The organism is Marinobacter halodurans (assembly GCF_004327985.1).
GTDB classification, from domain to species: Bacteria; Pseudomonadota; Gammaproteobacteria; order Pseudomonadales; family Oleiphilaceae; genus Marinobacter_A; species Marinobacter_A halodurans.
In genome coordinates this window covers 1-24,954 of sequence record NZ_SJDL01000047.1, presented here as the reverse complement: position 1 = coordinate 24,954, position 24,954 = coordinate 1, and the positions used below count along the sequence as shown (strand labels likewise).

The following is a 24,954-nucleotide window of genomic DNA, read 5'->3' as shown; positions in this document are numbered from 1 at the left end:
ATCAGGCATCCGTACCCGCGACGGGCCGGCTACGATACGCCGAGAAATCAGGCTTGCGGCGTGTGTATTGCCGGAAACAGGGCGATGAAACGATAAAATCGGCTGAGCTTTCGTTGCAGGCTATCGGGATATTCCACAGGGTTGCAATCCTCAACAGCGCCTTGATGTCCGGGTCGTGGGACATGGGCTCCAGGGGATCCCAGAAGAAGATCAGCAGATCCACCTGCCCCTCGGCGATGCGGGCCCCGATTTGCTGGTCGCCACCCAGAGGGCCGCTCTGGAATCTTTCCACCTCAAGCCCGGTGCGTTCGCTGACCAGCCTGCCGGTGGTGCCGGTCGTCAGCAACTCACAGTCCGCCAGCACGTCACGATTCCGGTCAGCCCAATCGATCAGGTCCACCTTCTTGTTATCGTGCGCCACCAGCGCCACCCGACGAATACGTTCAGACATAGCGTTATTCCCTGCATGCGATCCATGGCACCCCGATGGCGGCGCCAACCAGAACTTCCCAGTAGGGTAACACGCACTATCCTTCATGAAGCACCTGTAAGGGAAGCAGGGTGCAGTTAATGGCGGGATTAGTTACTCTCTATGGCACTGGGCCAGCAAAGAGACGACAGGCTGGCGCCCCGGCAACCGGCATCCTGTCGGCGCCACCGCAAGAAGCCGTGACGAAGGACAGCAGCAGACGCATGACAGCACCATTGACCCAGGTCCAGATCACCCAGGAAAGGACGGAGAGGCCCGACGCGCCAACCGGCGACACCACATCGCTGGAGGGCGGGGCAGCCGGACAGCCCCGGGCTCCGCAACCCGAGCCCGGTAGCGCCGAGTTGGCCCCATACTGGGTAGAGCGCAAGCGATACCTGAAGCAACTCCGCAAGGTACCGGAGCTGCGCCAGCGCTTCTGGAGCGCCCTGCTCATCTACACCCTGCGCAGGATCCTCTGGTCGTTTGGCTTTTTCCCGGTCTTTATCGCCTTCTGGGTGCCCCTGGTGATGGCCAGTTTCAATCCGGTCATCATGGTGACCAACATCCTGCCCGACCTGCAGGCCTTCGTGGCCGCCAACCCCGAGATGCAGGCCAATACCACACAGACCCTCGTTGTGGCCTGGCTGTCGGTCGGCTTCTTCTTCCTGATCTTCGACTTCGTCCTGACCCCCTTCCGCTCACCCTACGAGTACGAGGCCGACGTGTACATGCGTGCCTGGGAACAGCGCCAGCCCGAAACCACACCGGCAGAGACGCCAGAGGGTGACACGCTTCCGGGCAAAGTGTGAAACGTGCGGCAAACTCGGTAACTCCCGTCACTTTCTGTTACATAGCGACCTGACGAACCGCTAGTATGGATGTTCAGGTCGCCTGCCTCACCGGCAGAACCGGCCTGTACGCCTCCGGCATTGTCCATCATGCGTCCAATCGAGGTAGTTCATGGTCGATTACAGGCCGCTGCTGTTTCTCAATGCACTGGCACTGATGCTGCTGGTGACCGCTGGTTTCGCCTCCATCCAACGGGATGCGGGTCACTTGCCGCCCCCTCTGGCTGGCGAGCAGCCTCAACATCAGGCGCCGCCCCCTGGACAAGGGCCCTCCCAGGATATCCCTGCGCCCCAGCCTTCTCCTGCTGGAGAGAGCGTGTTTGCCGATGCAGACCGGGAACCGGGGAATACCCCCGATGATCCAGCGCCCGAACAGGGTCCAACGGGCAACGACGGGTCCACCGGCGCTCCTACGGCATCGGCGACGTCTTTCTCCATCGAACCGATACCGACCGCCGAATCCGTAAAAGCAGACACCGGAACGGCGCCGCAACTGGCCATGGCCGAACCGGCCACCCCCAAACCTCAACCCGCCGTGCCGGACCCGGCCCCCGAGCCCACAACCGCCCGCTTGACCCTGCGCTCCAACGTGCTGGGCGACACGGTCGAGATCAACGGCAAGCCCTACGGCTCCACCCGACTGGACCTGGAACTGGACCCGGGAGACTACGAGATTGTCATCACCAAACCCGGCTACAAACCCTGGTCAGAGACCGTCCGGGTAGCCGCAGGGGATGACCTGACGTTGCACGGCAACCTGACCGCCTATACCCGGGTCGAATATCACGACGGCACCTGGGTCGGCGGCATACGCACCGGCGACGGGACCTATGAGGGCAGCGACGGTCTGCAGTATCATGGCCACTTCGTCGACGGCCAGTTCGACGGCGAAGGGGTTGCCCTCTACCCGGACGGCAGCCGCTACGAAGGCGATTGGAAAGCCGGTCAACGGGCGGGCGAAGGTACCTATCGCGCACCGGACGGCGCCACTTACACGGGCCACTTCGAGGGCGATGACTTCAATGGCCAGGGCACCCTGACCCGGGCCAACGGCGACGTCCTCACCGGCCAGTGGAGCGATGGCAGGCTGAACGGCCACGGTTCACTGACCGGCGCAGACGGCACACTCTACGTTGGCGGCTTCAAGGATGGTAAATTCCATGGCGAAGGCACCCTGACCTATCCCAACGGCCATCATTACGAAGGCGGCTTTTCCAACGGCGAATTCAATGGCGAAGGCAACGAGATCTTCGCCGACGGCAAGAAGTATGTGGGTCAGTACATGGAAGGTGAATTCCACGGCAAGGGTACGCTGATGAACCCCAACGGCAGCTCTATTGAAGGCACCTTCCGCTACGGTGAGCCTTACGGCCAGGCCAAGCTGACCACGCCGGAAGGCGAGGTTTTCAGCGCCCGGACCAGCGAGCCCGGGGTGTGCTATCGGGACAAGAGCTACCGGGCGACACAATGCCCGCCGCTCGAAGGGTGGTAACCAACCCGGAACGAGGGTGTTGCAAGAGCGTCGCGAGCGATAGCCAGACAAGGCGAAAATCAACGACACAAGCGCAGCGCAGTGAACAGCCGAAGGCTGGCCCGAAGGGCAAGGCGCTTGCGCCGAGTAAAGAGCGCAGTTTACGGGCTGTAAATGAGCATCTTGACCGGACTCGCGCACGAGGCGATTTTCAACGCCGTATGGCTGAGCGCAGTAGCTTTTTCAGCACCCTCGGATAGGATGGGCTGCAACCACCGGCATGGAAGGCCGGTGCGAGCCCGGGATCAAGACGCGAGATCGAGGTTGTATCATGGCTATCAAGAATGCACTGCTGGTGGATGACTCGAAGGTCGCCCGCTTTGCGCTGAGCAAACTGCTCGAGAACCGGGAAATGCAGGTCAATATGGCCGGCTCTGCCGAAGAGGCCCTGGACTTCCTCAACAGCGACAGCCGGCCGGACGTGATCTTCATGGATCACCTGATGCCCGGGATGAACGGCGTCGAAGCCACCAAGGCGATCAAGGGCAATCCGGATACCGCCGATATCCCGATCATCATGTGCACGTCCAAGAAGTCGAGCACCTTCATGGAGGAAGCCCGCAACTTTGGCGTCTATAACATCCTGACCAAGCCCCCCCAGCACGATGGCCTGAACGCCCTGCTCGACCAGCTAGCCAGCGATGTCACCAACAACACGCTGCCCCAGCCGCCAGCCCCCGGGTCAATGGACGACAGGAACCTGGACATCGACGATGACCCCCTGGAGCTGCCCGATAACGCCTCGCTGGAACTCTCGCCCAAGGAAGAGTCCGGCCCCGGGTCGACTGACGAGCCGCCCCGTGCAGTTAACGGCGGCTCACAGGTCGTACCGCTGACCAGCGACCTGATCGAACAGATCGCCCGCTCCGCCGTAAAGACCCACATCAACAACCGCCTGCACGAGCTGCTGAGCAGCCTGTTCGACGAACAGCACGATCACATCAAACGGGTACTGGACGATGACGAGCGCCGCAAGAACGACGCCCTGACCCAACAACTGAGTGCCTTGCGCGAGGAATTTGACGCCCGCATCCAGGGCCTGAAGGACGAGATCGCCGCCGAGGTCAACCTGTCACTGGCGCGCGAACTGGCCGACCTGAAGTCTTCCATCCAGTCGTCCGGCGGCTTCACCGCCGACCATATGGCAGAGCTGAAGGACCACATCACCAGCGTGCAGACCATCGATACCGAGTTCTGGCAGACCCTGCAATCCGAAGCGATCCAGCAGGCGCACGACATCTCGCGGGAGACCGCCGAGGATATCGCCCAGCGAACGATCGATCTGTACGTACGCCAGCAGCGCTCTACCACCTCGCGAGTCTACACCATCGGCCTGGCGGTGAGTCTGGGCATCTTCACGGTGGGCATAGCCTGGCTGTCAGGCCTGTTTGGAGCGTTCTGACGTCGCTGCGCGACGCAGACGCCGGAGGTCTGCCGGCGTGTCAACGTCCTGGTCCGCGCCAGGGGCGGGAACCAGCAGGGTCTCGCGGCGGCGCAGGATGACGCCCGCGCCGGCGTCGCCGGAAAGCTGCATCAGCTCCGGCCAGAGTGAGCGCGGCAGATAGGCCGGCGCACCGGCAAACCCACCCAGGTCGGCAGCAGCCGGCCGCCTGCCCTCGAAGCGCCCCACGACCTCCCCGAGCGCTTCCCAGAAACCGGGCGCAATCGCCGGCTGGTCAACCAGTAGGACATAGACTCCGCGCGCCGCCGCGGGCATGGAAGCCAGGCCCAACTGCAGCGAGGATGCCATCCCGGTCGGCCAATCATCATTGTAGAGCCAGCGGTCGGGCTGGGAGGCACAACGAAAGCGAACCAGGGGATAGCCGCCGCCCACCACGGCATGGATCGGGCCGCCCGACAGTCGGCGCGCGTTTGCCAGCGCGCCGGACAGTAAGGACTTTCCGCAGTAGTCGAGCGCCGCCTTGGGCCGCCCCATGCGCCGGGATGCCCCGGCAGCCAGCACGATGGCTCCGTATCCGGAATCGCCGTTCATCATCCCTCCATCCGGCCCGGTGCCGGCCAACACTCACTGGAACAGGCGGATTTTTGCTAGAATCGCACCAACCTACAAGCGCAACCGGGAATTATCCGCTCCATGAACCACCTTTTCGTCGACAACCTGACCGTGATTGATTTCGCTTACCTGGACCATGATCGTGGCCTGGTGGGCGAAAGCTGGATTGTCGACGTTGTCCTTGCCGGCGAGCTGGACGAGCAGGGCATGGTGTTTGATTTCGGCTCGGTGAAGCGGACGATCAAGCAGGTGATCGATGAGCGCGTCGACCATCGCCTGGTCGTGCCGGCAGACCGGAAGGGCGTCCAACTGCGCGAGCACGGCGACCGGGTCGAGCTGGAATGGCCGGTGGCCGACGGCAGCGTGATTACCCATGGCTCACCGCTGGAGGCCGTTCTCCAGCTGCCCGGGGAACAGGTCGTACCCTCGGCGGTAGCCCGCCTGTTGCAGGACGAACTGCGCACCGTACTGCCGGGCAACGTCACCGGCATTGAGGTCCATCTCCGGGAAGAGATCATCGAAGGCCCCTACTACCACTACGTACACGGCCTCAAGAAACACCTGGGCAACTGCCAGCGCATCGCCCACGGACACCGCTCGCGAATCCAGATTCATCGCAACGGTACCCGTGACCAGGCCCTGGAACGGGAATGGGCCAAGCGCTGGCAGGACATCTATGTGGGCACGGAGGAGGACGTGACGGCCCGTTTCGTGGAAGGCGAGATCAGCTACCTGACCTTCGCCTACGAAGCCAACCAGGGGGAGTTCAGCCTGACCCTGCCCGCTCATCACATTTACCTGATTGAGACCGACACCACCGTCGAACTGCTCGCCGCCCACCTGGCCGATGCCTGCAAGCAACAGTTCCCGCAGGATGAAATTCGAGTGAAGGCGTTTGAAGGTGTGGGCAAGGGCGCCATCGCGATTCGCTGATAGGCCGGACGACCTGCTCCGGGCGTAGCGTGCGGGTGCAGCCACCCGCCCTCACCCGGAATGCGCGGATATAGCAGGCATAAAAAAACCGCCAGGAAGGCGGTTTTTTTATCTCGGTCACTGCTGTATGCCAGCCTGGACCGAGCTCGGGAGCCGTCTTGTGAACGGCTTCCTGAAGTGGCGTCCCCTAGGGGGTTCGAACCCCTGTTGCCGCCGTGAAAGGGCGGAGTCCTAGGCCACTAGACGAAGGGGACTGAAAATTGGTGGAGCCAAGCGGGATCGAACCGCTGACCTCAACACTGCCAGTGTTGCGCTCTCCCAGCTGAGCTATGGCCCCGTCAACGGATGCGTATACTAGTGATGCCCCCTCATGCCGTCAACCCCCTGATTTAAACTTTTTATCGGAACTTTGAAAAAAGTGACCAGGGGGTGATTCAGCTTCGGTTTTCCCCTACTCGGCCAGCAGGGCGGCGTACTCTTTTTCCACCCGTTTGGTTTCCTTCTTGGAAAATCCACCCAGCACCTGCAGCGCGTGGCGCAGCCGCGAGCGGGTCATGTCCGGGCCCAGCAGCGCCATGGAATCCATCACCGACCAGGAATTGGGGGTTCCGGCAATCGCCACGAAAATCGGGAACATGAAATCCCCCATCTTCAGCCCCATGGCCTTCGCCAGGCCCTTGACGTCCGCGAAGATGTTGTCCTTGCTCCAGTGACGCTGGGCTTCCAGACGCCACAGCGCAAACTGCAGGACGCGCTTCACATCGCCCTCTTCCAGTTTGTTGTGGGCAAAGTCTTCCGGCTTGAGGTTCAGCATGCCAGAGAACATGAACGCCGCCATAGGCGCCACGTCACTGAGCACCTCGGCTCGCCCGCGAATATGAGGAACCAGGGCTTCCAGCGCCTCGCGGTTGAACCACCACGACTGCATGCGCTCTATAAAGGCGTTTTCGTCCAGGTCCTCGCGCAGCCACAGGCCATTCAGCCAGCGCAGCTTCTCCACATCGAACACCGGACCGCCCAGGGAAACCCGGTTGATGTCGAAGTGATCGATCATTTCCTGCAGCGTGAACTTCTCCCGGCCATCAGGCATGGACCAGCCCATGCGACCGAGATAGTTGATCACCGCTTCCGGCAGGAAGCCCATGCGCTCGTAGAAGTTGATGCTGGTCGGGTTCTTGCGCTTGGACAGCTTGCTCTTGTCCGGGTTACGCAACAGCGGCAGGTGACACAGCACGGGCATGTCCCAACCGAAATACTCGTACAGCAGCTTGTGCTTGGGCGCCGAGTTGATCCACTCCTCGCCCCGCAGCACGTGGGTAATACCCATCAGGTGATCGTCCACCACGTTGGCGAGGTGGTAGGTGGGCATCCCGTCGGACTTGAGCAGGATCTGGCAATCCACCTGCCCCCAGTCGATTTCCACCTTGCCCCGCAGCATGTCATCGATCACGCAAACGCCCTCGTCGGGCACCTTCATCCGGATCACATGGGGTTCGCTGGCTTCCAGGCGCGCACGCACCTCCCCGGCAGGCAGCTCCAGGTCGCCCTTGATGCCGGGGTTCTGACCGGCCGCCTTACGCTCTTCCCGGATCCGGTCCAGCTCCTCCGGCGTGCGGAAGCAGTAGAAAGCGTGGCCTTTTTCCACCAACTGCTCGGCGTACGCCCGGTAATCCTGGCTGCGTTCTGACTGACGGTAGGGCCCGTGCGGGCCACCGACATCCGGACCTTCATCCCACTCCAGCCCCAGCCAGCGCAGCGCGTTGAGGATGTCCCGCTCGGATTCGGCCGTGCTGCGCGCCTGATCGGTGTCCTCGATGCGCAGGATGAACTGACCGCCGTGCTGACGGGCGAAGCACAGGTTGAACAACGCGACATAGGCGGTGCCGACGTGCGGATCGCCGGTGGGAGAAGGAGCAATACGGGTACGAACTGTCATTGAAGGCGTTCCTGTGGACCTGCCAGGCACGGATGGAAACAGCGCCTGGCTTGAATGAATTCAGGTCGCGCATTATAGCGCCAAGTCGCCGCAGACGCATGGCGGGGTCACTTCTCATCACCCGAATTCATAAAGCCATTTACTCTTTTATTGTTATATTATAACATTGCACAAAATTCGCCAAACGGACACAACACCATGCACCCATCCAAAATCCTGCTCGCCAGCGCCCTGACGCTGGGACTGGCATCCCAATCACTGATCGCGCACGCGGCGGAAACGCTGCATGTGGTGACAACCATCCACCCCCTGAGCTTGCTGGCCAGGGCCATTGCACCGGACAACATCGAGATCACCACGCTGGTGCCGGCGGGTGCCAGCCCTCATACCTATCAGCTGCGGCCTTCCGACCGCCGTGCGCTGGCCAACGCCGACCTCATCCTCTGGGTTGGCCCCGACATGGAGACCTTTCTCGAGAAACTGATGAACGACCCCGCCCTGACCCCGCAGGTCCAGGCGCTCATGCCACCGAAGATCGCTGAGGCCGCTGCGGCACATATGCACGAGGAGGATGAGCAAGGACTCGACCCAGACGATCACGACGAACATGAACACGGGCACGACGAAGGCCATGGGCACCATCATCACGGCGGTATCGACCCGCATGTCTGGCTGGATCCCACCATTGCCGCCACCATGGCTGAAACCATCCGCGACCGCCTGGCAGCGATCGATCCGGACGATGCCGACACCCTCAACCAGCGGCTGGAAACCTTCGAAAAAGCGCTCAGGAAAAAAGACGCGGATCTCAAGTCACAACTGTCGGACATGGATCGCGTGGATCTCTTTACCTATCACGATGCCTTCCGCCGCTTTGCCGAACACTACGGCCTGCACGTCACGGAAGCCCTGACGATCACACCGGAGCAAACGCCGGGCGCCCGACACCTGAGCGAGGTTCAGGCAAAACTGGCGGCAGCCGACACGCCCTGCCTGCTCACCGAGCCCCAATTCAGCCGGGACTGGTGGCACGGCCTGACCCGGAACGTCGATGTCACCATAACGACCTGGGATCCGCTGGGGTCCGACGTCCCCGTCACGCAGGACGGCTACCTGAACTTCCAGCAAGCCCTGGCCGATTCCGTGCTCTCCTGCCTACCCGAGAAGGCCCAGCATTAAGGGCATGATGAAGATCGCCAGCAGGGTCTGGCCACTGACAATCCCCGCCATCAGGGTGGCATCGCCGCCCAGTTGGCGGGCCAGGATGTAGGCGGAGGACGCTGTCGGCAGTGCCGCCAACAGGACCACCACCTGGAGTAGCAGGCCTTCAACACCGACCCACCAGGCCAATCCAGCGGCGATAAAGGGAAACGCCACCAGCTTCAGCGCCGTCGAGACCAGGAAGGGCGTCGACGCGCTGCGCATCCCCTTCAACTGCAGGCCGGCGCCCACGGTCAAGAGCCCCAACGGCAACCCCATACTGCTCAGCGGCTCCAGGAATCGCGCGAAGACAGGATGGAAGCCAATCCCCAGGTAGCCCCACAACGCCCCGGACACGGAGCCTATGATCAACGGATTGGTCACGATGGTGCGGACGACCGAGGACAGTTTCGGCCTCCCCTGCCCGACAACCACCGAAAACATCAGGATGCACAGCAGGTTCAGCATCGGCACGTTGATGGCCACCGCGACGGCAAACAGCGACAGGCCGTCGTCCCCCATCAGCAACCCGGCAGAAGCCAGTCCCACAAAGGTATTGAACCGGATGGCGCCCTGGTAAACCGAACTGAATACCGGGCCGGGCCAACGGGCAAACCACTGGACGAGCGCCAGGACCAGCGTCATCGACAGGCCCATCCCCACCACGATCAGGGCCACATCGCCGTAGGCGGATGCCGGGATATGGGCGCTGCCGAGCTTATACAGCAGCATCGGCGGAAACAGCACGTAATAGGTGAAGCGCTCGGCCATCGGCCAGAAGCCGTCCCCGGGAAACTGTATCCGGCGCAGGAACTGCCCCAGCAGGATCAGCCCGAACACCGGCACCAGCGCCTGAATCAGTACATCCACCGACGTCGCTCCTCGTTCATCGCAGGGGCACCAACACCCAACTTATTGAAATCCAGAGCTTACCAGTTTCACGTATGGAATGGTGACTGCGCCCATCGGCTATTGGCGGAATTTTGATTGACGCGTCAACACGGTATAATCCGGCGCCCGAAGCAACCCCAACAGCACAGGTCGATTCCATGTCTTCAATCCTGCCCTCAAGCCGCCACGCACCGACGACGCCAGCGCCGCTGAGCCGCCGTTTCAGCGTGGCACCGATGATGGACTGGACGACCGCCGCGTACCGCTACTTTGCCCGGCTGATCTCGCGCCACACCCTCTTGTACACCGAAATGGTAACCACCGGCGCCCTGATCCACGGCGATACGGCCCGTTTCCTGCGTCACGACGGGGCGGAATACCCGCTCGCGCTGCAGTTGGGCGGCAGTGCCCCCGGGGAACTGGCCACCTGCGCCGGCCTGGCGGAGGACTATGGCTTTGACGAGGTCAACCTGAACGTCGGCTGCCCCAGCGACCGGGTGCAGAACAACATGATCGGTGCCTGCCTGATGGCACACCCCCAACTCGTAGCCGAAGGCGTTGCCGCGATGCGCGAGGCCACGTCCCTGCCGGTCACGGTCAAGCACCGAATCGGCATCGATGGCCGTGAATCCTTCGATGAGCTCTGTGAATTCGTCGAAACCGTCGCTGAAGCCGGCTGCGAGACGTTTATCGCCCATGCCCGCATTGCCATCCTGGAGGGGCTGAGCCCGAAGGAAAACCGGGACATCCCGCCGCTCAAGTACGACTGGATCTACGCGCTCAAGCGGCGCTATCCCCAGCTTGAGATCATCATCAACGGCGGCATCAAGACCCTGGACGCCTGCCACGAGCATCTGCAGCATGTCGATGGCGTCATGCTGGGCCGGGAGGCCTACCAGAACCCCTGGCTGCTGGCCCAGGTGGATCCGGAACTGTTTGGCACCGCGGCGCCCCATACCTCGCGCCACGACGTCCTGCGAGCCATGTTGCCCTATATCCAGTCCGAGCTGGATCGTGGCGTCTTCCTGACCCACATCAGCCGCCACATTATGGGTCTGTTCCACGGCTGCAAGGGCGGACGCCAGTTCCGCCGCCACCTGAGCGAAAACGCCCATCGACCCGGTGCCGGTCTGGACGTGATCGAACAGGCCATGGCCAAGGTGCCGGAATCCTTGCCCGTGATCGAACCGGCCACCGCCTGAGCCGTTCGACGCCCTTTCATGACAGCCCTGTTAAGCGCGCTGAGAACGCTTGTTCCCTCGTGGGCAGATCGCTATTGTAGATCTGTCAGGCCGCACATCTGCTATTCCATCACGCCATCCACGCGCATCAGGACGATTTGCACCCATGAGTAAACTCGAACAGCTCAAGACCATGACCACCGTCGTTGCCGACACCGGCGATCTGGACGCGATTGCCCAGTGGCGGCCGGTGGACGCCACCACCAATCCCTCATTGCTGTTGAAGGCCGCAGACCTGCCGGCCTATCGGCCGATGCTGGATGCCGCGATCCATTACGCGCAGGGCCAACGTGGCTCAGATACCGAGCAACTGGGCATCGCCACCGACTACCTGGCAGTACTGGCCGGCCAGAAGATCCTTGAGTTGATTCCCGGCGTGGTCTCCACCGAAGTGGACGCCCGTCTCTCTTTCGATACCGATGGCACGGTGCGCAAGGCCCGCCGCCTGATCGAACTGTACGACAGCATCGGCATTCCCACCGAGCGGGTGCTGATCAAGATTGCGTCCACCTGGGAAGGTATCCGCGCCGCAGAAATCCTGGAGAAGGAAGGCATCCGCTGCAACCTGACGCTGCTCTTCTCCTTCGCCCAGGCGGCTGCCTGCGCCGATGCCGGGGCGTTCCTGATTTCCCCGTTCGTCGGCCGCATCCTGGACTGGAACCTGAAGCAGTCCGGTCGCAGCAGCTACGAGCCGCATGAAGATCCCGGCGTCCTGTCCGTATCGCGGATCTATAATTACTTCAAGGGCCACGGCTACGACACAGTGGTGATGGGGGCGAGCTTCCGCAACACTGGTGAAATCGAGCAGCTGTCCGGCTGTGACCGCCTGACCATCAGTCCGGCCCTGCTGGAGGCCCTGCAGAATGACACAGGTGAACTGCCCCGTAGGCTGTCACCGGAGACAACGGGTAAGGTGGAGTCACGCGTCAGCCTGGACGAGAACGCCTTCCGTTGGCTGATGAACGAAGACGCCATGGCCACGGAAAAACTGGCCGAAGGCATCCGTAAATTCGCCGCCGACCAGGTTGAACTGGAACAACGGGTTCGGCAGATTGCCCAGGCAGCCTGAGATGATCGATGTACTGAAGAAGCTGTTCTCCGGTGAAGACAACACCGTACCGGACCAGAGTGATCCCCGGCAGCTGGCCATCGCCGCCACCGCGCTGATGGTCCAGCTGTCGCGGGTTGACCAGTCGGAAGACCCGTCCGAGATGGACACGATTATCGACTGCGCGATCCGCAGCCAGTCCATCACCCGCGAAGAGGCGACGACCATCCTTGCCAACGCCCGCGCCCAGGCGGAGGACGCCACTTCGCTCTACGAATTCACCGAAAGGCTCAATGCCAGTCTGGATCAGGCGGGCAAGGCCGAGATACTGGAAAATATCTGGCGCGTCGCGTTCGCGGACGGTCGCATCGACAAATACGAGGAACACATGATTCGGCGCGTTGCCGAACTGTTGCACCTGAATCATCGCGAATACATGGAATGCCGGCATCGCGCCGAGATAGCGATGTCGTCCTGAAGGAGTCGTCATGCTTGCCATCCTGCATCCGGACACACCGCTCGACAGCGAAGCCTATAAGCATACGCTGGAGTACCTGGAGAACCTGCCGGGAGTGACCGTACGCGTCCACGAGATCCAGGGCGCCCAACAGAAGCTGACCGAGGTCTATCTGCTGGGCGACACCAAATCTCTCAACAAGGACGAAATCGAAGCCCTGCCCGCCGTCGAACGGGCCATCCGCATCTCCGACGACTACCGGATTCTGGGACGACACCGGGACGACCGACGCCAAACCGGCTTCACCTACAACGGCGTGCATTTCGACCAGGACAACCTGAACGTGTTTGCCGGCCTGTGTGCCGTGGATACGCCGGAGCACGTGGACATCATGATGCGGGCACTGGCCGAACATAACCAGCCCTGTACCCGGATGGGTGCCTACAAACCGCGCACCAACCCCTATTCGTTCCAGGGCCATGGCAGGGGCTGCCTGCCCTACGTGTTCGAAACGGCCGGCAAGCATGGCATCCGGGTGATTGCCATGGAAATCACCCACGAAAGCCACATCGAGGAAATCGACGAATGCCTGGAGAAGCTGGGGCGGCCTACCGGTGTCATGCTGCAGGTGGGCACCCGCAATACCCAGAACTTCGAGCTGCTCAAGGCCATTGGCCGCCAGAAGGAATACCCGGTCCTGCTCAAGCGGGGCTTCGGCATTACCCTGAACGAGTCCCTCAACGCAGCCGAGTACCTGGCCAGCGAGGGCAATGCCAATGTCATCTTCTGCCTGCGCGGCATGAAAACCGAAGCGGGGCAACCCCATCGCAACATGGTGGACTTTGCCCACGTACCCACGGTGAAGCGCCTGACACGGATGCCGGTCTGTATCGACCCCTCTCACTCGGTGGGCAGTCGGGAGCGGGCTCCGGACGGCATTCCCGAGGTCATGCATGCCACGGCCCAGGGCGTCGTCGCCGGGGCCAACATGGTCCTGGTGGACTTCCACCCCAAACCGGAAAAGGCACTGGTCGACGGGCCCCAGGCGCTTCTGATGGACGAATTGCCCGCTTATCTGGAGGACGTGGCCCAGTGTCACGAGCTATGGAAAAAACGCCGCACTCTCTACCAGGCGTGAACCGTCTCCTTGCCACAGGCGGACGACGGGCCGCAATGGAATCGGCCTATTTGTCAGGGGAAAAGAAAACATGATTATTTACGGCCATCGTGGTGCCAAGGGCGAAGCCCCCGAAAACACGTTACCCGGCTTCAGGCATGCCTACGGCAACGGCATCCGCCACTTCGAACTCGACGTCCTGCTGTCTGCCAACGGCGAGCCGGTGGTGATCCATGACACGACCACCGACCGTACGACCGGCGTCAGCGGCCGTGTCGGCGAGATGACCGCCGAGGCGCTGAGCCAACTCGACGCCCGCAGGAACACCGCGCCCTGGCCAAGCCATTGCGGTATTCCCCGCCTCCAGGACGTCCTCGACACCTGCCCCGACTTCCGGCACATGCAGTTCGAGGTCAAAACCGACCAGCGCCACCGCATGAACATCCTATGCAACCGGCTGGCCGAGCTGATCCAGAAGAATCACTGGTATGACCGGGCCGCACTGACGTCATCCGACACCTGGTTCCTGCGGGAAGCCAAACGGCGCGACCGAAGCATCCGTACGGGGCTGGTCTTCGATAAACGCTTCCCCAATCCCGTCAGGAGCGCAACGCGCCTGGGGTGCAACTACCTGTGCCTCAGCGCGCGCCTGTGTTCGGAAGCGGTGGTGGCGTCTGCCCACAAGGCGGGCCTTCACGTGTCGGTCTGGACCGTCAACCGGATCCACGACATGCTGGAACTGGAAAAGATGGGGGTGGACAGCATCATCACCGACTACCCGACGAGTTCCCTGATGTACTTCGAGAAACGACCCAACATCATCGCCAGCCGCCTGCCGCACCGGACGGAGAAAGATCCCGAGAGCCTTGCCAGCAGCACCACTTAGAACCGCCTGTGGCGGGCTCGAGCGGTGGTCGCAACGGCAAGACGGGAGGGGAGCAGCCGGCGGCGGAATGGCCGCCGGCCCCGGAATCAGAAGATCCGGTTGAGGCCATTCAACGCCGCCACCCGATAGGCTTCCGCCATGGTCGGGTAGTTGAACGTGGTGTTGATGAAGTAGTTCAGGGAGTTGGCCTCCCCGGTCTGGTTCATGATGGCCTGACCGATGTGAACGATCTCCGCGGCCTGGTCACCAAAGCAGTGAATGCCCAGGATCTCACGGGTCTCCCGATGGAACAGGATCTTGAGCATACCCACGGCTTCCCCGGTGATCTGGGCACGCGCCAGATCCTTGAAGAAGGCCTGCCCCACGTCGTACGGCACCTTGGCTTCAGTCAGTTCTCGCTCGGTCGGGCCAACAGAGCTGATCTCCGGGATCGTATAAATGCCAGTCGGCACATCTCTCACAAACCGGAAAAATTCATCGCCGACCAGGTCCGAAGACACCGAACGCCCCTGATCGTAAGCCGCACTGGCCAGGCTGGGCCAGCCGATGACGTCACCGGCGGCATAAATGTGTGGTATGGCCGTCCGGTAGTGCTCGTCCACGGACAGTTGACCACGGCCATTCGGCTCCAGACCGATATTCTCCAGTGCCAGCTTGTCGGTATTGCCCGTCCGGCCGTTACACCAGAGAAACGCATCCGCGCGGATCTTCTTGCCGGACTTCAGGGTCAGGACCACGCCGTGATCATCACCATCCACCGACTCGTACTGCTCGTTGTGTCGCACCAACACGCCGTTGTTGCGCAGGTGGTAACTCAGGGCGTCGGAAATCTCGTCGTCCAGGAAGGTCAGCAGGCGACTGCCCGGGTTGATCAGATCCACCTTGACCCCGAGACCCGCGAAAATGGACGCATATTCGCTGCCGATCACACCGGCGCCATAGATAATCAACGTCCGCGGCGTATGGGACAGCTTGAGGATCGAGTCGCTGTTGTAGATCCGGTGATGGCGGAAGTTCACGTCCGGCGGCAGATAGGGACGGGACCCAGTCGCGATCACCACCGATTTGGCATTCAGGATTTCCTCGGCCTTGCCACCGCGCACTTCGATGCGGTGTTCGTCCAGGAAGGACGCGCGGCCATTGAATAGGTCGACACGGTTGCGGGCGTAGAACTCGGTGCGCAGCTTGACCTGCTTGCCCATCACCTTTTCCGCGTTCTGCAGCACCCGCGGGAACGAGAACCAGCGCGGTTCCCCGATGTCCCGGAACATCACATTGGTGTTGAACGTGATGATCTGCTTGACCGCATGGCGTAGCGCCTTGGAAGGAATCGTGCCCCAGTGGGTACAGTTACCGCCGACTGTCGGCTTATCCTCGACGATTGCAACCCGCTTGTTGTGCTTGGCCGCATTCATCGCTGCCCCTTCGCCGGAAGGACCGGCCCCGATGACAACGACGTCGTAGTGATGCTCTGCCATACCCGCTGTGACTCCTTCTATTCGCCATGACTTTACAGAAACCGCCACAAAACACGCCGTCGGCCATCGCCCACAGGGCACAAGGCAGCACAGGATCAGCAGTGATCGGCAGCTCTGAATACAGGATAATGATGTTCAGGGTAGCCAGTCTTAAAGGAAAGATGGACAAACGCCACTTGCAGGAGCTGTCCGTGACTGCGCTACCCGACGAACAGCCCGGGGAACCGGCCCACCCTCCCGGCGCGGACAGGTCCACGCCGTTCAGGCTAACGGGCCATTATATCAGCGGGTCTGCTGCTCGGAGGCGTCGTATGCCAGCGCTTCGGCCTTGCCGGCCGCTCCGGCGACGCGCTCGTTCTCTTCTTCGCACTTGTTGCGGTCACCACCACAGATCTCGCAGGCACCATCGATACCCATGGCGCCCAGGCCGCCACAGGTGCCACTGATCGGCTTGCGCCCCATGATGACGCCGATGGACATGCCGGCCAGCAGGATGCCGAAGATAGCCAGAACCAGGAGAAATGTGCCCATGACGTAACCTCCGTCAATCCAAAAGGTATGAGGAAAAAGCCGGGGTATATTTTGTCTCGAACCCGTCATCGCCTCGATAGATAAAGTATGCGGCGATGTCGTGCTTCACTGCAAACGTGTAGCCCTTGTCCTGCCCCATCACATTGAGCGCAGTGGCCAGCGCGTCGGCGCTCATGCAGTTGTCGGTAATAACCGAAACCGAAGCCAGCTTGTGGCTGATCGGACGCCCGGTCGCCGGATCGATGGTATGGGAATAGCGGTGGCCATCCACCTCGAAATAGTTGCGATAGTCACCGGATGTGGCCATCGCAAGGTCTTCCAGGGCAACGATCCGCTGCACCGTCTGTGTCTGCGACACAGGTTTCTCGATCGCCAGCCGCCAGACATCGCCGTCCGGTTTACGGCCCCGGGTGTCCACCTCGCCGCCGATTTCCACCAGATAGGCCTCGATCCCCTGCTTGTCCAGGTAACGACCGACCGCATCGACGCCGTACCCTTTTGCGATCGCCGACAGGTCCAGGTAAAGCGGATAATCCGAGCGGATCGCCTTGTTGGGCTTGTCACGCATCTGCAGCTTGTCGTAGCCCACTTCGGACATGCGCTGGGCCAGCAGGGAGTCGTCCGGGATGGTCTCGGGCCGCGCCTCGGGACCGAATCCCCAGAGGTTGACCACCGGCCCGATGGTGATGTCGAACGCCCCGTTGCTCAGCTCGCTGACGCGATGGGATTCCTTCAGTACTTCGTAGAAATTGTCGGATACCGGGAACCACTGGCTCTTGTCGGCCTGCTGATTGAAGCGCGACAGTTCCGAATCGTCACGCCAGGTCGACATGGAGGCATCCACGCCATCCAGCACCTCGTTGATTCCGGCCGACAACTTCTCAAGCCGGTCCTTGTCGTCATTCAGGACCACCTTGATGTGATAGGTCGTGCCAAAGACGGGACCACTGAGTTCCCAGACTTCTTTTTCAGGCTTAAACGAACAGCCCGCCAGGGCGACGCTGCAAAGCAGCGCCACCAAGGCGGGCCAGATCATGCGGGATTTCATGCCGTTAACTTAGCCCCCGAAGTCGTCCAGCATGATGTTCTCATCTTCGACACCCAGGTCTTTCAGCATCTTGATGACCGAGGCGTTCATGATGGGGGGCCCACACATGTAGTACTCACAGTCTTCAGGCGCGGGATGATCCTTGAGGTAGTTCTCGTACAGCACGTTGTGGATGAAGCCCGTGGGACCTTCCCAGTTGTCCGTTGGCAGCGCGTCGGACAGCGCCACGTGCCATTCGAAGTTGTCGTTTTCTTCGGCCAGTTGGTCGAAGTCCTCAACGTAGAACATCTCACGGACACTCCGGGCGCCATACCAGAAGCTGATCTTCCGGTCGGTGTTCAGGCGTTTGAGCTGGTCGAAAATATGGGAGCGCATCGGCGCCATGCCGGCACCACCACCGATAAAGACCATCTCGGCATCGGTCTTCTTGGCGAAGAACTCACCGAACGGACCGAAGACCGTGACCTTGTCACCCGGCTTCAGGTTGAAGACGAAAGTGGACATCAGGCCCGGCGGATGATCGGAGCCCGGCGGCGGCGTGGCGATACGGATGTTGAACTTGAGAACGCCCTTCTCTTCCGGGTAGTTGGCCATGGAGTAGGCACGAACCACCTCTTCCTTGTTGACCGCCTTATAACGCCAGATATCGTGCTTGTCCCAGTCCTCGTGGAACTCTTCCTCGACGTCGAAGCTCTTGAAGTCGATTTCGTAGGGAGGACACTCGAGCTGCACGTAACCGCCGGCGCGGAAGTCCACTTCCTCGCCTTCCGGCAGCTTCAGGACCAGCTCTTTGATGAAGGTGGCCACGTTGTGGTTGGACACCACTTCGCATTCCCACTTCTTGACGCCGAAGAACTCTTCCGGCACCTCGATCTTCATGTCCTGCTTGACCGGGACCTGGCAGGACAGGCGCCAGCCTTCACGCTCCTCACGGTTCGTGAAGTGGGTCTTCTCCGTCGGCAGCATGGAGCCACCGCCTTCAAGCACCTTGCACCGGCACTGCGCACAGGTACCGCCACCGCCGCATGCGGAGGACAGGAAGATGCCGTTGCCGGCCAGGGTGCCGAGCAGCTTGCCGCCGGCCTCGGTCTTCAGGGTGTGTTCGGGATCGTCATTGATCTCAATGGTCACGTCGCCGGTGCTCACCAGCTTGGACCGTGCTGCCAGGATCACCGCCACCAGTGCGAGCACGATGACGGTAAACATGACCACGCCGAGAATAATTTCAGTATTCATGGTCTCGCCTTAATCCTTGTTATCCGTTACCGGGTGATTTACAGGGAAATACCGGAAAACGACATGAAGCCCAGCGACATCAGGCCTACCGTGATAAAGGTAATGCCCAGACCACGCAGACCTTCGGGAACGTCGCTGTACTTCAGCTTTTCACGGATACCGGCCAGCGCCACAATTGCCAGGGCCCAGCCCAGGCCGGCACCAAAGCCGTAAACCACACTCTCGCCAAAGGTGTAATCCCGTTCGACCATGAACAGGGAGGCCCCCATGATGGCGCAGTTAACGGTAATCAGCGGCAGGAACACACCCAACGCCGCATAGAGCGCCGGAATGTACTTGTCGAGGATCATCTCCATGATCTGGACGATTGCCGCAATCACGCCGATGTAGGTCAGCAGCCCCAGGAAGCTCAGGTCCACTTCCGGCAGACCGGCCCAGGACAGCGCACCTTCACGCAGGACGTTGTTGTAGATCAGGTTGTTGACCGGCACGGTCAGGGTCAGCACGGCAACAACCGCGATCCCCAGGCCGATGGCCGCTTCGATCTTCTTGGAAATCGCCAGGAAGGTACACATCCCCAGGAAGAAGGCCAGCGCCATGTTTTCAACAAAGACGGCCTTCAGGATCAGACTGATATAGTGTTCCATCAGAAGGCCTCCTTGGTGGTTTGCCGGGACAGGCGGTAATCAGGCTCTTCCACCTGGTCGCTCTTCCAGGAGCGCAGTCCCCAGATCGACAGACCGATGATGAAGAATGCGCTCGGCGGCAGCAGCAGCAGGCCGTTCGGGACATACCAGCCGCCGTCGTTGACCACCGGCAGGATGGTCACGCCGAACAGTGAGCCGGAACCCAGCAGCTCGCGCACGAACGCCAGCACGATCAGCATGACGGAATAGCCCAGACCGTTACCGATCCCGTCCAGGAAGCTCAGCCAGGGACCGTTCTGCATGGCGAAGCCTTCGGCACGGCCCATGACGATACAGTTGGTGATGATCAGACCGACGAAGACCGACAGCTGCTTGCTGATCTCATAGGCGTAGGCCCGCAGGATCTGGTCAACCACGATAACCAGCGAAGCAATGATGGTCATCTGCACAATGATCCGGATGCTGTTCGGAATCTGCGAACGCACCACGGATACAAAGAGGTTGGAGAAGGCGGTAACGGCAATCACCGAGATACACATGACCAGGGTCACGCTCAGGCTGCTCGTTACGGCCAGCGCCGAACAGATACCGAGGATCTGCAGGGCGATCGGGTTGTTGTTGAAAATCGGTTCAAACAGAACCTTTTTTGCAGTCACTTCCGCCACGATCAGACCTCCCCTTCACGAAGCTTTTTGAGGTAGGGCGCAAACCCACGCTCGCTCATCCAGAAATTGACCAGGTGCTGAACACCGCGACTGGTCAGCGTGGCACCGGACAGGGCATCCACCTTGTGCTCCTTGTCCTTGGCGTCGGGACCGACCCCGCCCTTGACCAACTGGATCTGCGGCTCTTCCAGATCAGGGCCGTAGACCTTCTTGCCCACCCACAGGGCTTTCCATTTGGGATTGTCGACTTCACCGCCGAGTCCCGGTGTTTCCGCCTGCTGGTAGAAGCCCAGGCCCTCGATGGTGTTGGCGTCACCTTCCAGCGACACGAAGCCGTACAGCGTGGACCAGAGGCCGTAGCCGTGGATCGGCAGCACGACGCGCTTGAGTTTGCCGTCTTCTTTCAGCACGAACACCTTGGCGATATCCGCCTGGCGCTTGATGCCGGCAATGTCCTCGGAAGAAGAAAGTGCCTCGGACATTTTCGGATCGGAAGCGGCCTTGTACTGGTCGTACTTCATCGGATCCTTCAGTCCCAGCGACGCCGGGTCGACATAGGTCCCAGAATCCAGATCAACCAGTTTCACGTCAAATTTCTGGAACAATTCCTCGATATGCTTCGGGCTTGCTCCCGGTTCCAGCATGCCGGCAGCGGCCAGGATGTTGGTTTTCATATCGAGATTACGGTTCGTCACCTGGGCCGGCTTGAGCAGGACCGCCGCGGAAGAGACCACGACGGAACACACGATACACAGCGCCAGGGCTACGATAACCGTACGGGTAACGGTTTCCTTTTTCTTAGCCACGGGCGAGCCTCCGTTTGATGTTGGCCTGCACGACGAAATGATCCATCAGCGGCGCAAACAGGTTAGCGAACAGGATGGCGAGCATGATGCCTTCGGGGAAGGCCGGGTTGACCACGCGGATGAGCACGGTCATCAGGCCGACCAGGATACCGAAGGTCCACTTGCCAGTGTTGGTCATCGCGGAGGAGACCGGATCTGTCGCCATGAACATCATGCCGAAGGCAAAGCCACCCATGACCAGATGCCAGTGAGCCGGCACGGCAAACATCGGGTTGGTGTCCGAACCGATGGCATTGAGCAGCATGGAGGTGCCGATCATGCCGATCATCACGCCGCCCACGATTCGGTAGGAGGCAATCTTCATGACCAGCAGCACACCGCCGCCAATCAGGATGGCCAGCGTAGAGGTTTCACCCATGGAGCCCTGGATGGTGCCGAGGAAGGCGGACATCCAGGACACGGAGTGCTGCACCGCCTCGATACCGCCGGCAGCCGCCAGACTCAATGGCGTCGCGCCGGAGAAACCGTCCACGGCGGTCCAGACCGTATCGCCGGAGATCTGCGCCGGGTAGGCGAAATAGAGGAAAGCACGGCCGGTCAGGGCCGGGTTCAGGAAGTTCTTGCCGGTGCCCCCGAACACTTCCTTGCCGATCACGACACCGAAGGTGATACCCAGGGCGACCTGCCACAGCGGAATCGTCGGCGGGCAGATCAGGGCAAACAGGATGGAGGTCACGAAGAAGCCTTCGTTCACTTCATGCCGGCGTACGGTGGCAAACAGCACCTCCCAGAAACCGCCCACCACGAAGGTCACGAAGTAGACCGGAATGAAGTAGGCCGCGCCGTAGACGAAGTTATCCCAGATGGATCCGGGATCGTTGCCGGCCAGCGCCGAGATAAAGGCCGTGCGCAGACCACCGTCACCCATCATCGCGTCCGGATTGGCCGCCAGGAAGGTATTGGCCTGATAGCCGATGTTCCACATGCCGAAGAACATGGCCGGCCAGACACAGAACCAGACCGTGATCATGATGCGCTTGAGGTCGACGCCATCACGCACGTGGGAGGTGGTGGACGTCACCGACGGTGGCGTATAGAAGATGGTGTCTACCGCTTCGTACAGCGCGTACCAGCGCTCGTACTTACCACCCTTTTCAAAGTGGTGCTCGATACCGTGGAGAAACTCTTTCAATGCCATGTCGTTAGCCCTCGATCTCGATGCGGGTCAGGTTATGACGCAGGATGGGGCCGTACTCGTACTTGCCGGGACAGACGAAAGTGCACAGGGCCAGGTCTTCTTCGTCCAACTCAAGGCAGCCCAACTTCTGGGCCATCTCGGTATCGCCCACGATCAGCGAGCGCAGCAACTGCGTCGGCAGGATGTCCAGCGGCATGACTTCCTCATAGGAGCCCACCGGGACCATGGCACGCTCACTGCCGTTGGTGGTCGTCGTGAAATCGAACAGACGCCCCCGGGTGAGCTTCGACAGGTAGATATTCATCGTGGAGAACTTACGGACACCCGGCGACAGCCAGCCCATGAACTCGCGCTTGTCGCCCTCTTCGAGGATCGTGACCTGATTGGCGAAGCGGCCCAGGTACGCGCAGGGACCACGACCGGTCCGGCCGCCGAACACGGAGCCGGAAATGACGCGCTCTTCACCGGTGGCCTCATATTCGCCGGCCATCAGCTCGTCCAGGCTCGCACCCACACGAGTGCGCAACAGGCGCGGCTTGGCGGCCCTGGGGCCAGCCACGGCCACCACCCGCTCGGTCGGCACTTCACCGGTCTGGAACAGACGGGCGATGGCCATAACGTCCTGGTAGCCAATGGACCAGACCACCTTGTCACCGACGACCGGATCCAGGAAATGGATGTGGGTACCGACGTTGCCCGCCGGATGCACGCCGTCGAACTGTTGGACCTCAAACGCATCGTCCTTGGGCACGGGCACATCGGCACCCGGCTTGCCACAGACAAAGACCTTGCCGTTGGTCAGCTTGCTGATGATGCGCAGGCCGTTTTCGAACGCTTCCGGATCATCCTTGATGATAACCGTGGGATCGGCGGCCAGCGGATTGGTATCCATAACGGATACGAAAATGGAATGCGGTGCACTGTCGATCTCCGGCACCTTGCTGTAGGGACGGGTGCGGAACAGGGTCCACAGGCCGGACTCCACCAGGTTGTCGACCACCTGCTGACGTTCCAGCGATCCCAGTTGCGAGCTCTCATAGCGGGCGAAGGTCTCGGCGTCATCGCCGTCGATCTCGACCACGACCGACTGGAACACGCGGCGTTCGCCGCGATTGATTTCCTTGACCACACCGGCAGCCGGCGAGGTATAGCGCACGCCTTCGGTCTTCTTGTCCGTAAACAGTAGCGAGCCGCGCTTGACGCGATCCCCCTCCTGAACCGCCATCGTCGGCTTCATACCGTTGTAATCAAAACCGATCAACGCAACGTTGCGCACCGGCTTGCCGTCGGTAATCGTCTGTTCAGGAGCGCCACTGATGGGAAGATCCAGGCCTTTTTTGATCTTAATCATTTAGCCCCGTCCAATCATCAGAAACTTTAATGTGGATTCGTAACGCCTGGGAAAAACTCCGGATCCGCCGCAAATGACGCGAGACGCGCCCGGACCAGTGATATCAAGCACCTGGAAGGGTCCCGGTGATTGTTGGAGGAGTGAAGTTTCGGCAGCCAGACGTACCCAAAATCGCGCCAATTATAGAGAGTCGCTTGACTATTTTCTACCTGCCGGCCTGATGCTTTAGGTGTATCCCGCCCAATCGGTCAGATTCAGGATCAGCAGTTGATCAATTGCCCAGCCCAGGTTCCTGTCCAAATGCACCGTCGGAAAAAATTACACCGGAAACTGAAACAAGCGTTTAATAGCTATAAAAAACAACGCATTAAGACAATGGCACAGTTCAAGCATATACAAATCGACGATCTGACGCCCCGCACCTGAAGTCGCAACGCCGGATTAATTGCCCGACTGTTTCTCTGGAGTTGAGAAATGAGAACCACCTTTATAACGATCAATGCCATAGCTGCGTCACTTCTGATGATGGCAGCTTTGCCCGTATCGGCGACCTTGATGCTGTCTCCGTCCACTGCTGACTTCGATGGCACCGATGTCCCGTTGTCCTCTCCCAGCAACTGCGAGCCCGACTGTGTCGAGAGCGTTTTCAGCACGTCCGATCTAACGCTGCTGTACAAAGCTGAAGTGGGTAAGAGTGACTCAGGCACCTTTGCCAGCTCATACAATGCTACCTGGAACAGCTCCGACCCGGAGGCGGGAACCATCTCGTTCCTTGGCGGCAGCAATCCGTACATCATGTGCGGCGAGTGCTACCTGGCGGTCAAAGACGGTAATCACTCTCCCTATTACTACTTCTTCGACATCTCAGGATGGGATGGCATGGAAAGCCTCGCCCTGTCCGGATTCTGGCCAAGTCGCGGCGCCATCTCCCACGCTGCAATCTGGGGAGTGGAAGGCGAGCATGAAGTTCCGGAACCGGCCACACTGGCACTGCTCGGTATCGGCCTGATCGGGTTTGCCGCCCTGCGGAGCCGCAGGCAGCCCCGGTCCGGCAAGGCTAGCTAGAGCCACCCGAATACAACCAACAACAATAAATAAGTAGAAACGGCAAAAGGCAGGGGAAACCCTGCCTTTTGCTTCCTGCCAGAAGTGTCAACAGGATTAACACATCGGCCAGAATCGAGTAGGAGGGGGAGTCACCTCCCCCGTCCTCTCACACCACCGGGCATACGGTTCCGTACCACGGCGGTTCATGGTTGGCTCTGAAGCCGGTTCATCGTATCCAGCAAACTGACCAGAGACAGGCGGTCGAACACCTTCTTGGGCAGGGCCGCGTTCATATGCGACGCGCCACTATTCCACCAAGGTCCACGACCATTCATCGCGCTTGTCCAAGCCCTCGGCTCGGGTAGTCCGAGCC

General features: G+C 60.8%; 24 protein-coding genes, 2 tRNA genes and 1 pseudogene. 11 read left to right on the top strand and 16 right to left on the bottom strand.

The features are described from left to right. Position 1: 1 nt before the first annotated feature. Positions 2 to 451: a methylglyoxal synthase gene (locus EZI54_RS21055; protein WP_131483865.1), complete on the bottom strand. Its 450-nt coding sequence runs from the start codon at positions 449 to 451 to the stop codon at positions 2 to 4. 242 nt (positions 452 to 693) lie between these two features. Here EZI54_RS21055 and EZI54_RS21050 point away from each other — a divergent pair, with 242 nt between their 5' ends. From EZI54_RS21050 to EZI54_RS21040, 3 genes are all read left to right on the top strand, one after another. Continuing rightward, positions 694 to 1,281 carry a hypothetical protein gene (locus tag EZI54_RS21050; protein WP_131483864.1) on the top strand — a complete coding sequence of 196 codons (588 nt, stop codon included), beginning with the start codon at positions 694 to 696 and terminating at the stop codon, positions 1,279 to 1,281. A gap of 151 nt (positions 1,282 to 1,432) precedes the next feature. Continuing rightward, positions 1,433 to 2,812, top strand: a complete 1,380-nt coding sequence (locus EZI54_RS21045) for an MORN repeat-containing protein (protein ID WP_131483863.1) — start codon at positions 1,433 to 1,435, stop codon at positions 2,810 to 2,812. A 310-nt stretch (positions 2,813 to 3,122) separates the two neighbouring features. Then, positions 3,123 to 4,253: a response regulator gene (locus EZI54_RS21040; protein WP_131483862.1), complete on the top strand. Its 1,131-nt coding sequence runs from the start codon at positions 3,123 to 3,125 to the stop codon at positions 4,251 to 4,253. Here the strand turns inward: EZI54_RS21040 and EZI54_RS21035 are convergent. Further along, a complete protein-coding gene (locus EZI54_RS21035; RefSeq protein WP_242674548.1) occupies positions 4,230 to 4,847 on the bottom strand; it encodes a nucleotidyltransferase family protein in 618 nt (205 codons plus the stop codon). The genes EZI54_RS21040 and EZI54_RS21035 overlap by 24 nt on opposite strands. Positions 4,848 to 4,946: 99 nt before the next feature. Between EZI54_RS21035 and EZI54_RS21030 the strand changes: the two genes are divergently transcribed. Continuing rightward, positions 4,947 to 5,798, top strand: a complete 852-nt coding sequence (locus tag EZI54_RS21030) for a 6-pyruvoyl trahydropterin synthase family protein (protein WP_131483861.1) — start codon at positions 4,947 to 4,949, stop codon at positions 5,796 to 5,798. Positions 5,799 to 5,976: 178 nt separating this feature from the next. Here the strand turns inward: EZI54_RS21030 and EZI54_RS21025 are convergent. The 3 genes from EZI54_RS21025 to gltX form a co-directional block, all read right to left on the bottom strand. Continuing rightward, positions 5,977 to 6,052, bottom strand: a tRNA-Glu gene (locus EZI54_RS21025). A 7-nt stretch (positions 6,053 to 6,059) separates the two neighbouring features. Continuing rightward, a tRNA-Ala gene (locus tag EZI54_RS21020) sits at positions 6,060 to 6,135 on the bottom strand. Between the two features lie 114 nt (positions 6,136 to 6,249). Next, positions 6,250 to 7,734: a glutamate--tRNA ligase gene (gene gltX / locus EZI54_RS21015; protein ID WP_131483860.1), complete on the bottom strand. Its 1,485-nt coding sequence runs from the start codon at positions 7,732 to 7,734 to the stop codon at positions 6,250 to 6,252. Between the two features lie 198 nt (positions 7,735 to 7,932). Between gltX and EZI54_RS21010 the strand changes: the two genes are divergently transcribed. After that, positions 7,933 to 8,913: a zinc ABC transporter substrate-binding protein gene (locus tag EZI54_RS21010; RefSeq protein WP_131483859.1), complete on the top strand. Its 981-nt coding sequence runs from the start codon at positions 7,933 to 7,935 to the stop codon at positions 8,911 to 8,913. Here the strand turns inward: EZI54_RS21010 and EZI54_RS21005 are convergent. Beyond that, complete coding sequence (locus EZI54_RS21005; protein ID WP_131483858.1) at positions 8,890 to 9,804, bottom strand: AEC family transporter; 915 nt, start codon at positions 9,802 to 9,804, stop codon at positions 8,890 to 8,892. The two genes, EZI54_RS21010 and EZI54_RS21005, sit on opposite strands and share 24 nt — an antisense overlap. Before the next feature lie 179 nt (positions 9,805 to 9,983). On the opposite strand from EZI54_RS21005, the gene dusA reads away from it, so the two are divergent. The 5 genes from dusA to EZI54_RS20980 all read left to right on the top strand — a co-directional run bounded on the left by dusA (position 9,984) and on the right by EZI54_RS20980 (position 14,574). Next, positions 9,984 to 11,027 carry a tRNA dihydrouridine(20/20a) synthase DusA gene (gene dusA / locus EZI54_RS21000; RefSeq protein WP_131483857.1) on the top strand — a complete coding sequence of 348 codons (1,044 nt, stop codon included), beginning with the start codon at positions 9,984 to 9,986 and terminating at the stop codon, positions 11,025 to 11,027. Positions 11,028 to 11,172: 145 nt separating this feature from the next. Next, the gene (gene tal / locus EZI54_RS20995; RefSeq protein WP_131483856.1) at positions 11,173 to 12,135 is read left to right on the top strand and encodes a transaldolase; all 963 of its coding nucleotides are present in this window, start codon (positions 11,173 to 11,175) and stop codon (positions 12,133 to 12,135) included. A gap of 1 nt (position 12,136) precedes the next feature. Then, complete coding sequence (locus EZI54_RS20990; RefSeq protein WP_131483855.1) at positions 12,137 to 12,592, top strand: tellurite resistance TerB family protein; 456 nt, start codon at positions 12,137 to 12,139, stop codon at positions 12,590 to 12,592. A gap of 10 nt (positions 12,593 to 12,602) precedes the next feature. Continuing rightward, positions 12,603 to 13,709, top strand: a complete 1,107-nt coding sequence (locus EZI54_RS20985) for a 3-deoxy-7-phosphoheptulonate synthase (protein WP_131483854.1) — start codon at positions 12,603 to 12,605, stop codon at positions 13,707 to 13,709. A 70-nt stretch (positions 13,710 to 13,779) separates the two neighbouring features. Next, on the top strand, positions 13,780 to 14,574 hold the full coding sequence (locus EZI54_RS20980; RefSeq protein WP_131483853.1) for a glycerophosphodiester phosphodiesterase: 795 nt from the start codon (positions 13,780 to 13,782) through the stop codon (positions 14,572 to 14,574). Positions 14,575 to 14,660: 86 nt separating this feature from the next. Here the strand turns inward: EZI54_RS20980 and sthA are convergent, their stop codons facing one another. The 9 genes from sthA to EZI54_RS20935 all read right to left on the bottom strand — a co-directional run bounded on the left by sthA (position 14,661) and on the right by EZI54_RS20935 (position 23,534). Continuing rightward, positions 14,661 to 16,052, bottom strand: a complete 1,392-nt coding sequence (gene sthA, locus EZI54_RS20975) for a Si-specific NAD(P)(+) transhydrogenase (protein ID WP_131483852.1) — start codon at positions 16,050 to 16,052, stop codon at positions 14,661 to 14,663. A 282-nt stretch (positions 16,053 to 16,334) separates the two neighbouring features. Then, a complete protein-coding gene (nqrM, locus tag EZI54_RS20970) occupies positions 16,335 to 16,583 on the bottom strand; it encodes a (Na+)-NQR maturation NqrM (RefSeq protein WP_131483851.1) in 249 nt (82 codons plus the stop codon). Between the two features lie 13 nt (positions 16,584 to 16,596). After that, entirely contained in the window at positions 16,597 to 17,619 is a 1,023-nt protein-coding gene (locus tag EZI54_RS20965; RefSeq protein ID WP_242674547.1) for an FAD:protein FMN transferase, read from the bottom strand. 21 nt (positions 17,620 to 17,640) lie between these two features. Beyond that, positions 17,641 to 18,867 carry an NADH:ubiquinone reductase (Na(+)-transporting) subunit F gene (gene nqrF, locus EZI54_RS20960; protein WP_131483849.1) on the bottom strand — a complete coding sequence of 409 codons (1,227 nt, stop codon included), beginning with the start codon at positions 18,865 to 18,867 and terminating at the stop codon, positions 17,641 to 17,643. A 38-nt stretch (positions 18,868 to 18,905) separates the two neighbouring features. Beyond that, positions 18,906 to 19,514, bottom strand: coding sequence for an NADH:ubiquinone reductase (Na(+)-transporting) subunit E (nqrE, locus tag EZI54_RS20955; RefSeq protein WP_131483848.1), 609 nt, complete (start codon positions 19,512 to 19,514; stop codon positions 18,906 to 18,908). Continuing rightward, on the bottom strand, positions 19,514 to 20,179 hold the full coding sequence (locus EZI54_RS20950; protein ID WP_131483847.1) for an NADH:ubiquinone reductase (Na(+)-transporting) subunit D: 666 nt from the start codon (positions 20,177 to 20,179) through the stop codon (positions 19,514 to 19,516). Before EZI54_RS20950 ends, nqrE begins: the two co-directional genes overlap by 1 nt. 2 nt (positions 20,180 to 20,181) lie before the next feature. Next, entirely contained in the window at positions 20,182 to 20,985 is an 804-nt protein-coding gene (locus EZI54_RS20945; protein WP_131483846.1) for a Na(+)-translocating NADH-quinone reductase subunit C, read from the bottom strand. Further along, positions 20,978 to 22,183, bottom strand: a complete 1,206-nt coding sequence (locus EZI54_RS20940) for an NADH:ubiquinone reductase (Na(+)-transporting) subunit B (protein ID WP_131483845.1) — start codon at positions 22,181 to 22,183, stop codon at positions 20,978 to 20,980. The genes EZI54_RS20945 and EZI54_RS20940 overlap by 8 nt, the downstream gene beginning before the upstream one ends. A gap of 4 nt (positions 22,184 to 22,187) precedes the next feature. Then, positions 22,188 to 23,534, bottom strand: a complete 1,347-nt coding sequence (locus tag EZI54_RS20935; RefSeq protein WP_131483844.1) for a Na(+)-translocating NADH-quinone reductase subunit A — start codon at positions 23,532 to 23,534, stop codon at positions 22,188 to 22,190. Between the two features lie 555 nt (positions 23,535 to 24,089). On the opposite strand from EZI54_RS20935, the gene EZI54_RS20930 reads away from it, so the two are divergent. Beyond that, entirely contained in the window at positions 24,090 to 24,599 is a 510-nt protein-coding gene (locus tag EZI54_RS20930) for a PEP-CTERM sorting domain-containing protein (RefSeq protein WP_207389297.1), read from the top strand. A gap of 185 nt (positions 24,600 to 24,784) precedes the next feature. On the opposite strand, the pseudogene EZI54_RS25145 reads toward EZI54_RS20930, so the two are convergent. Then, positions 24,785 to 24,954, bottom strand: a pseudogene (locus tag EZI54_RS25145) (group II intron reverse transcriptase/maturase); the annotation flags it as partial.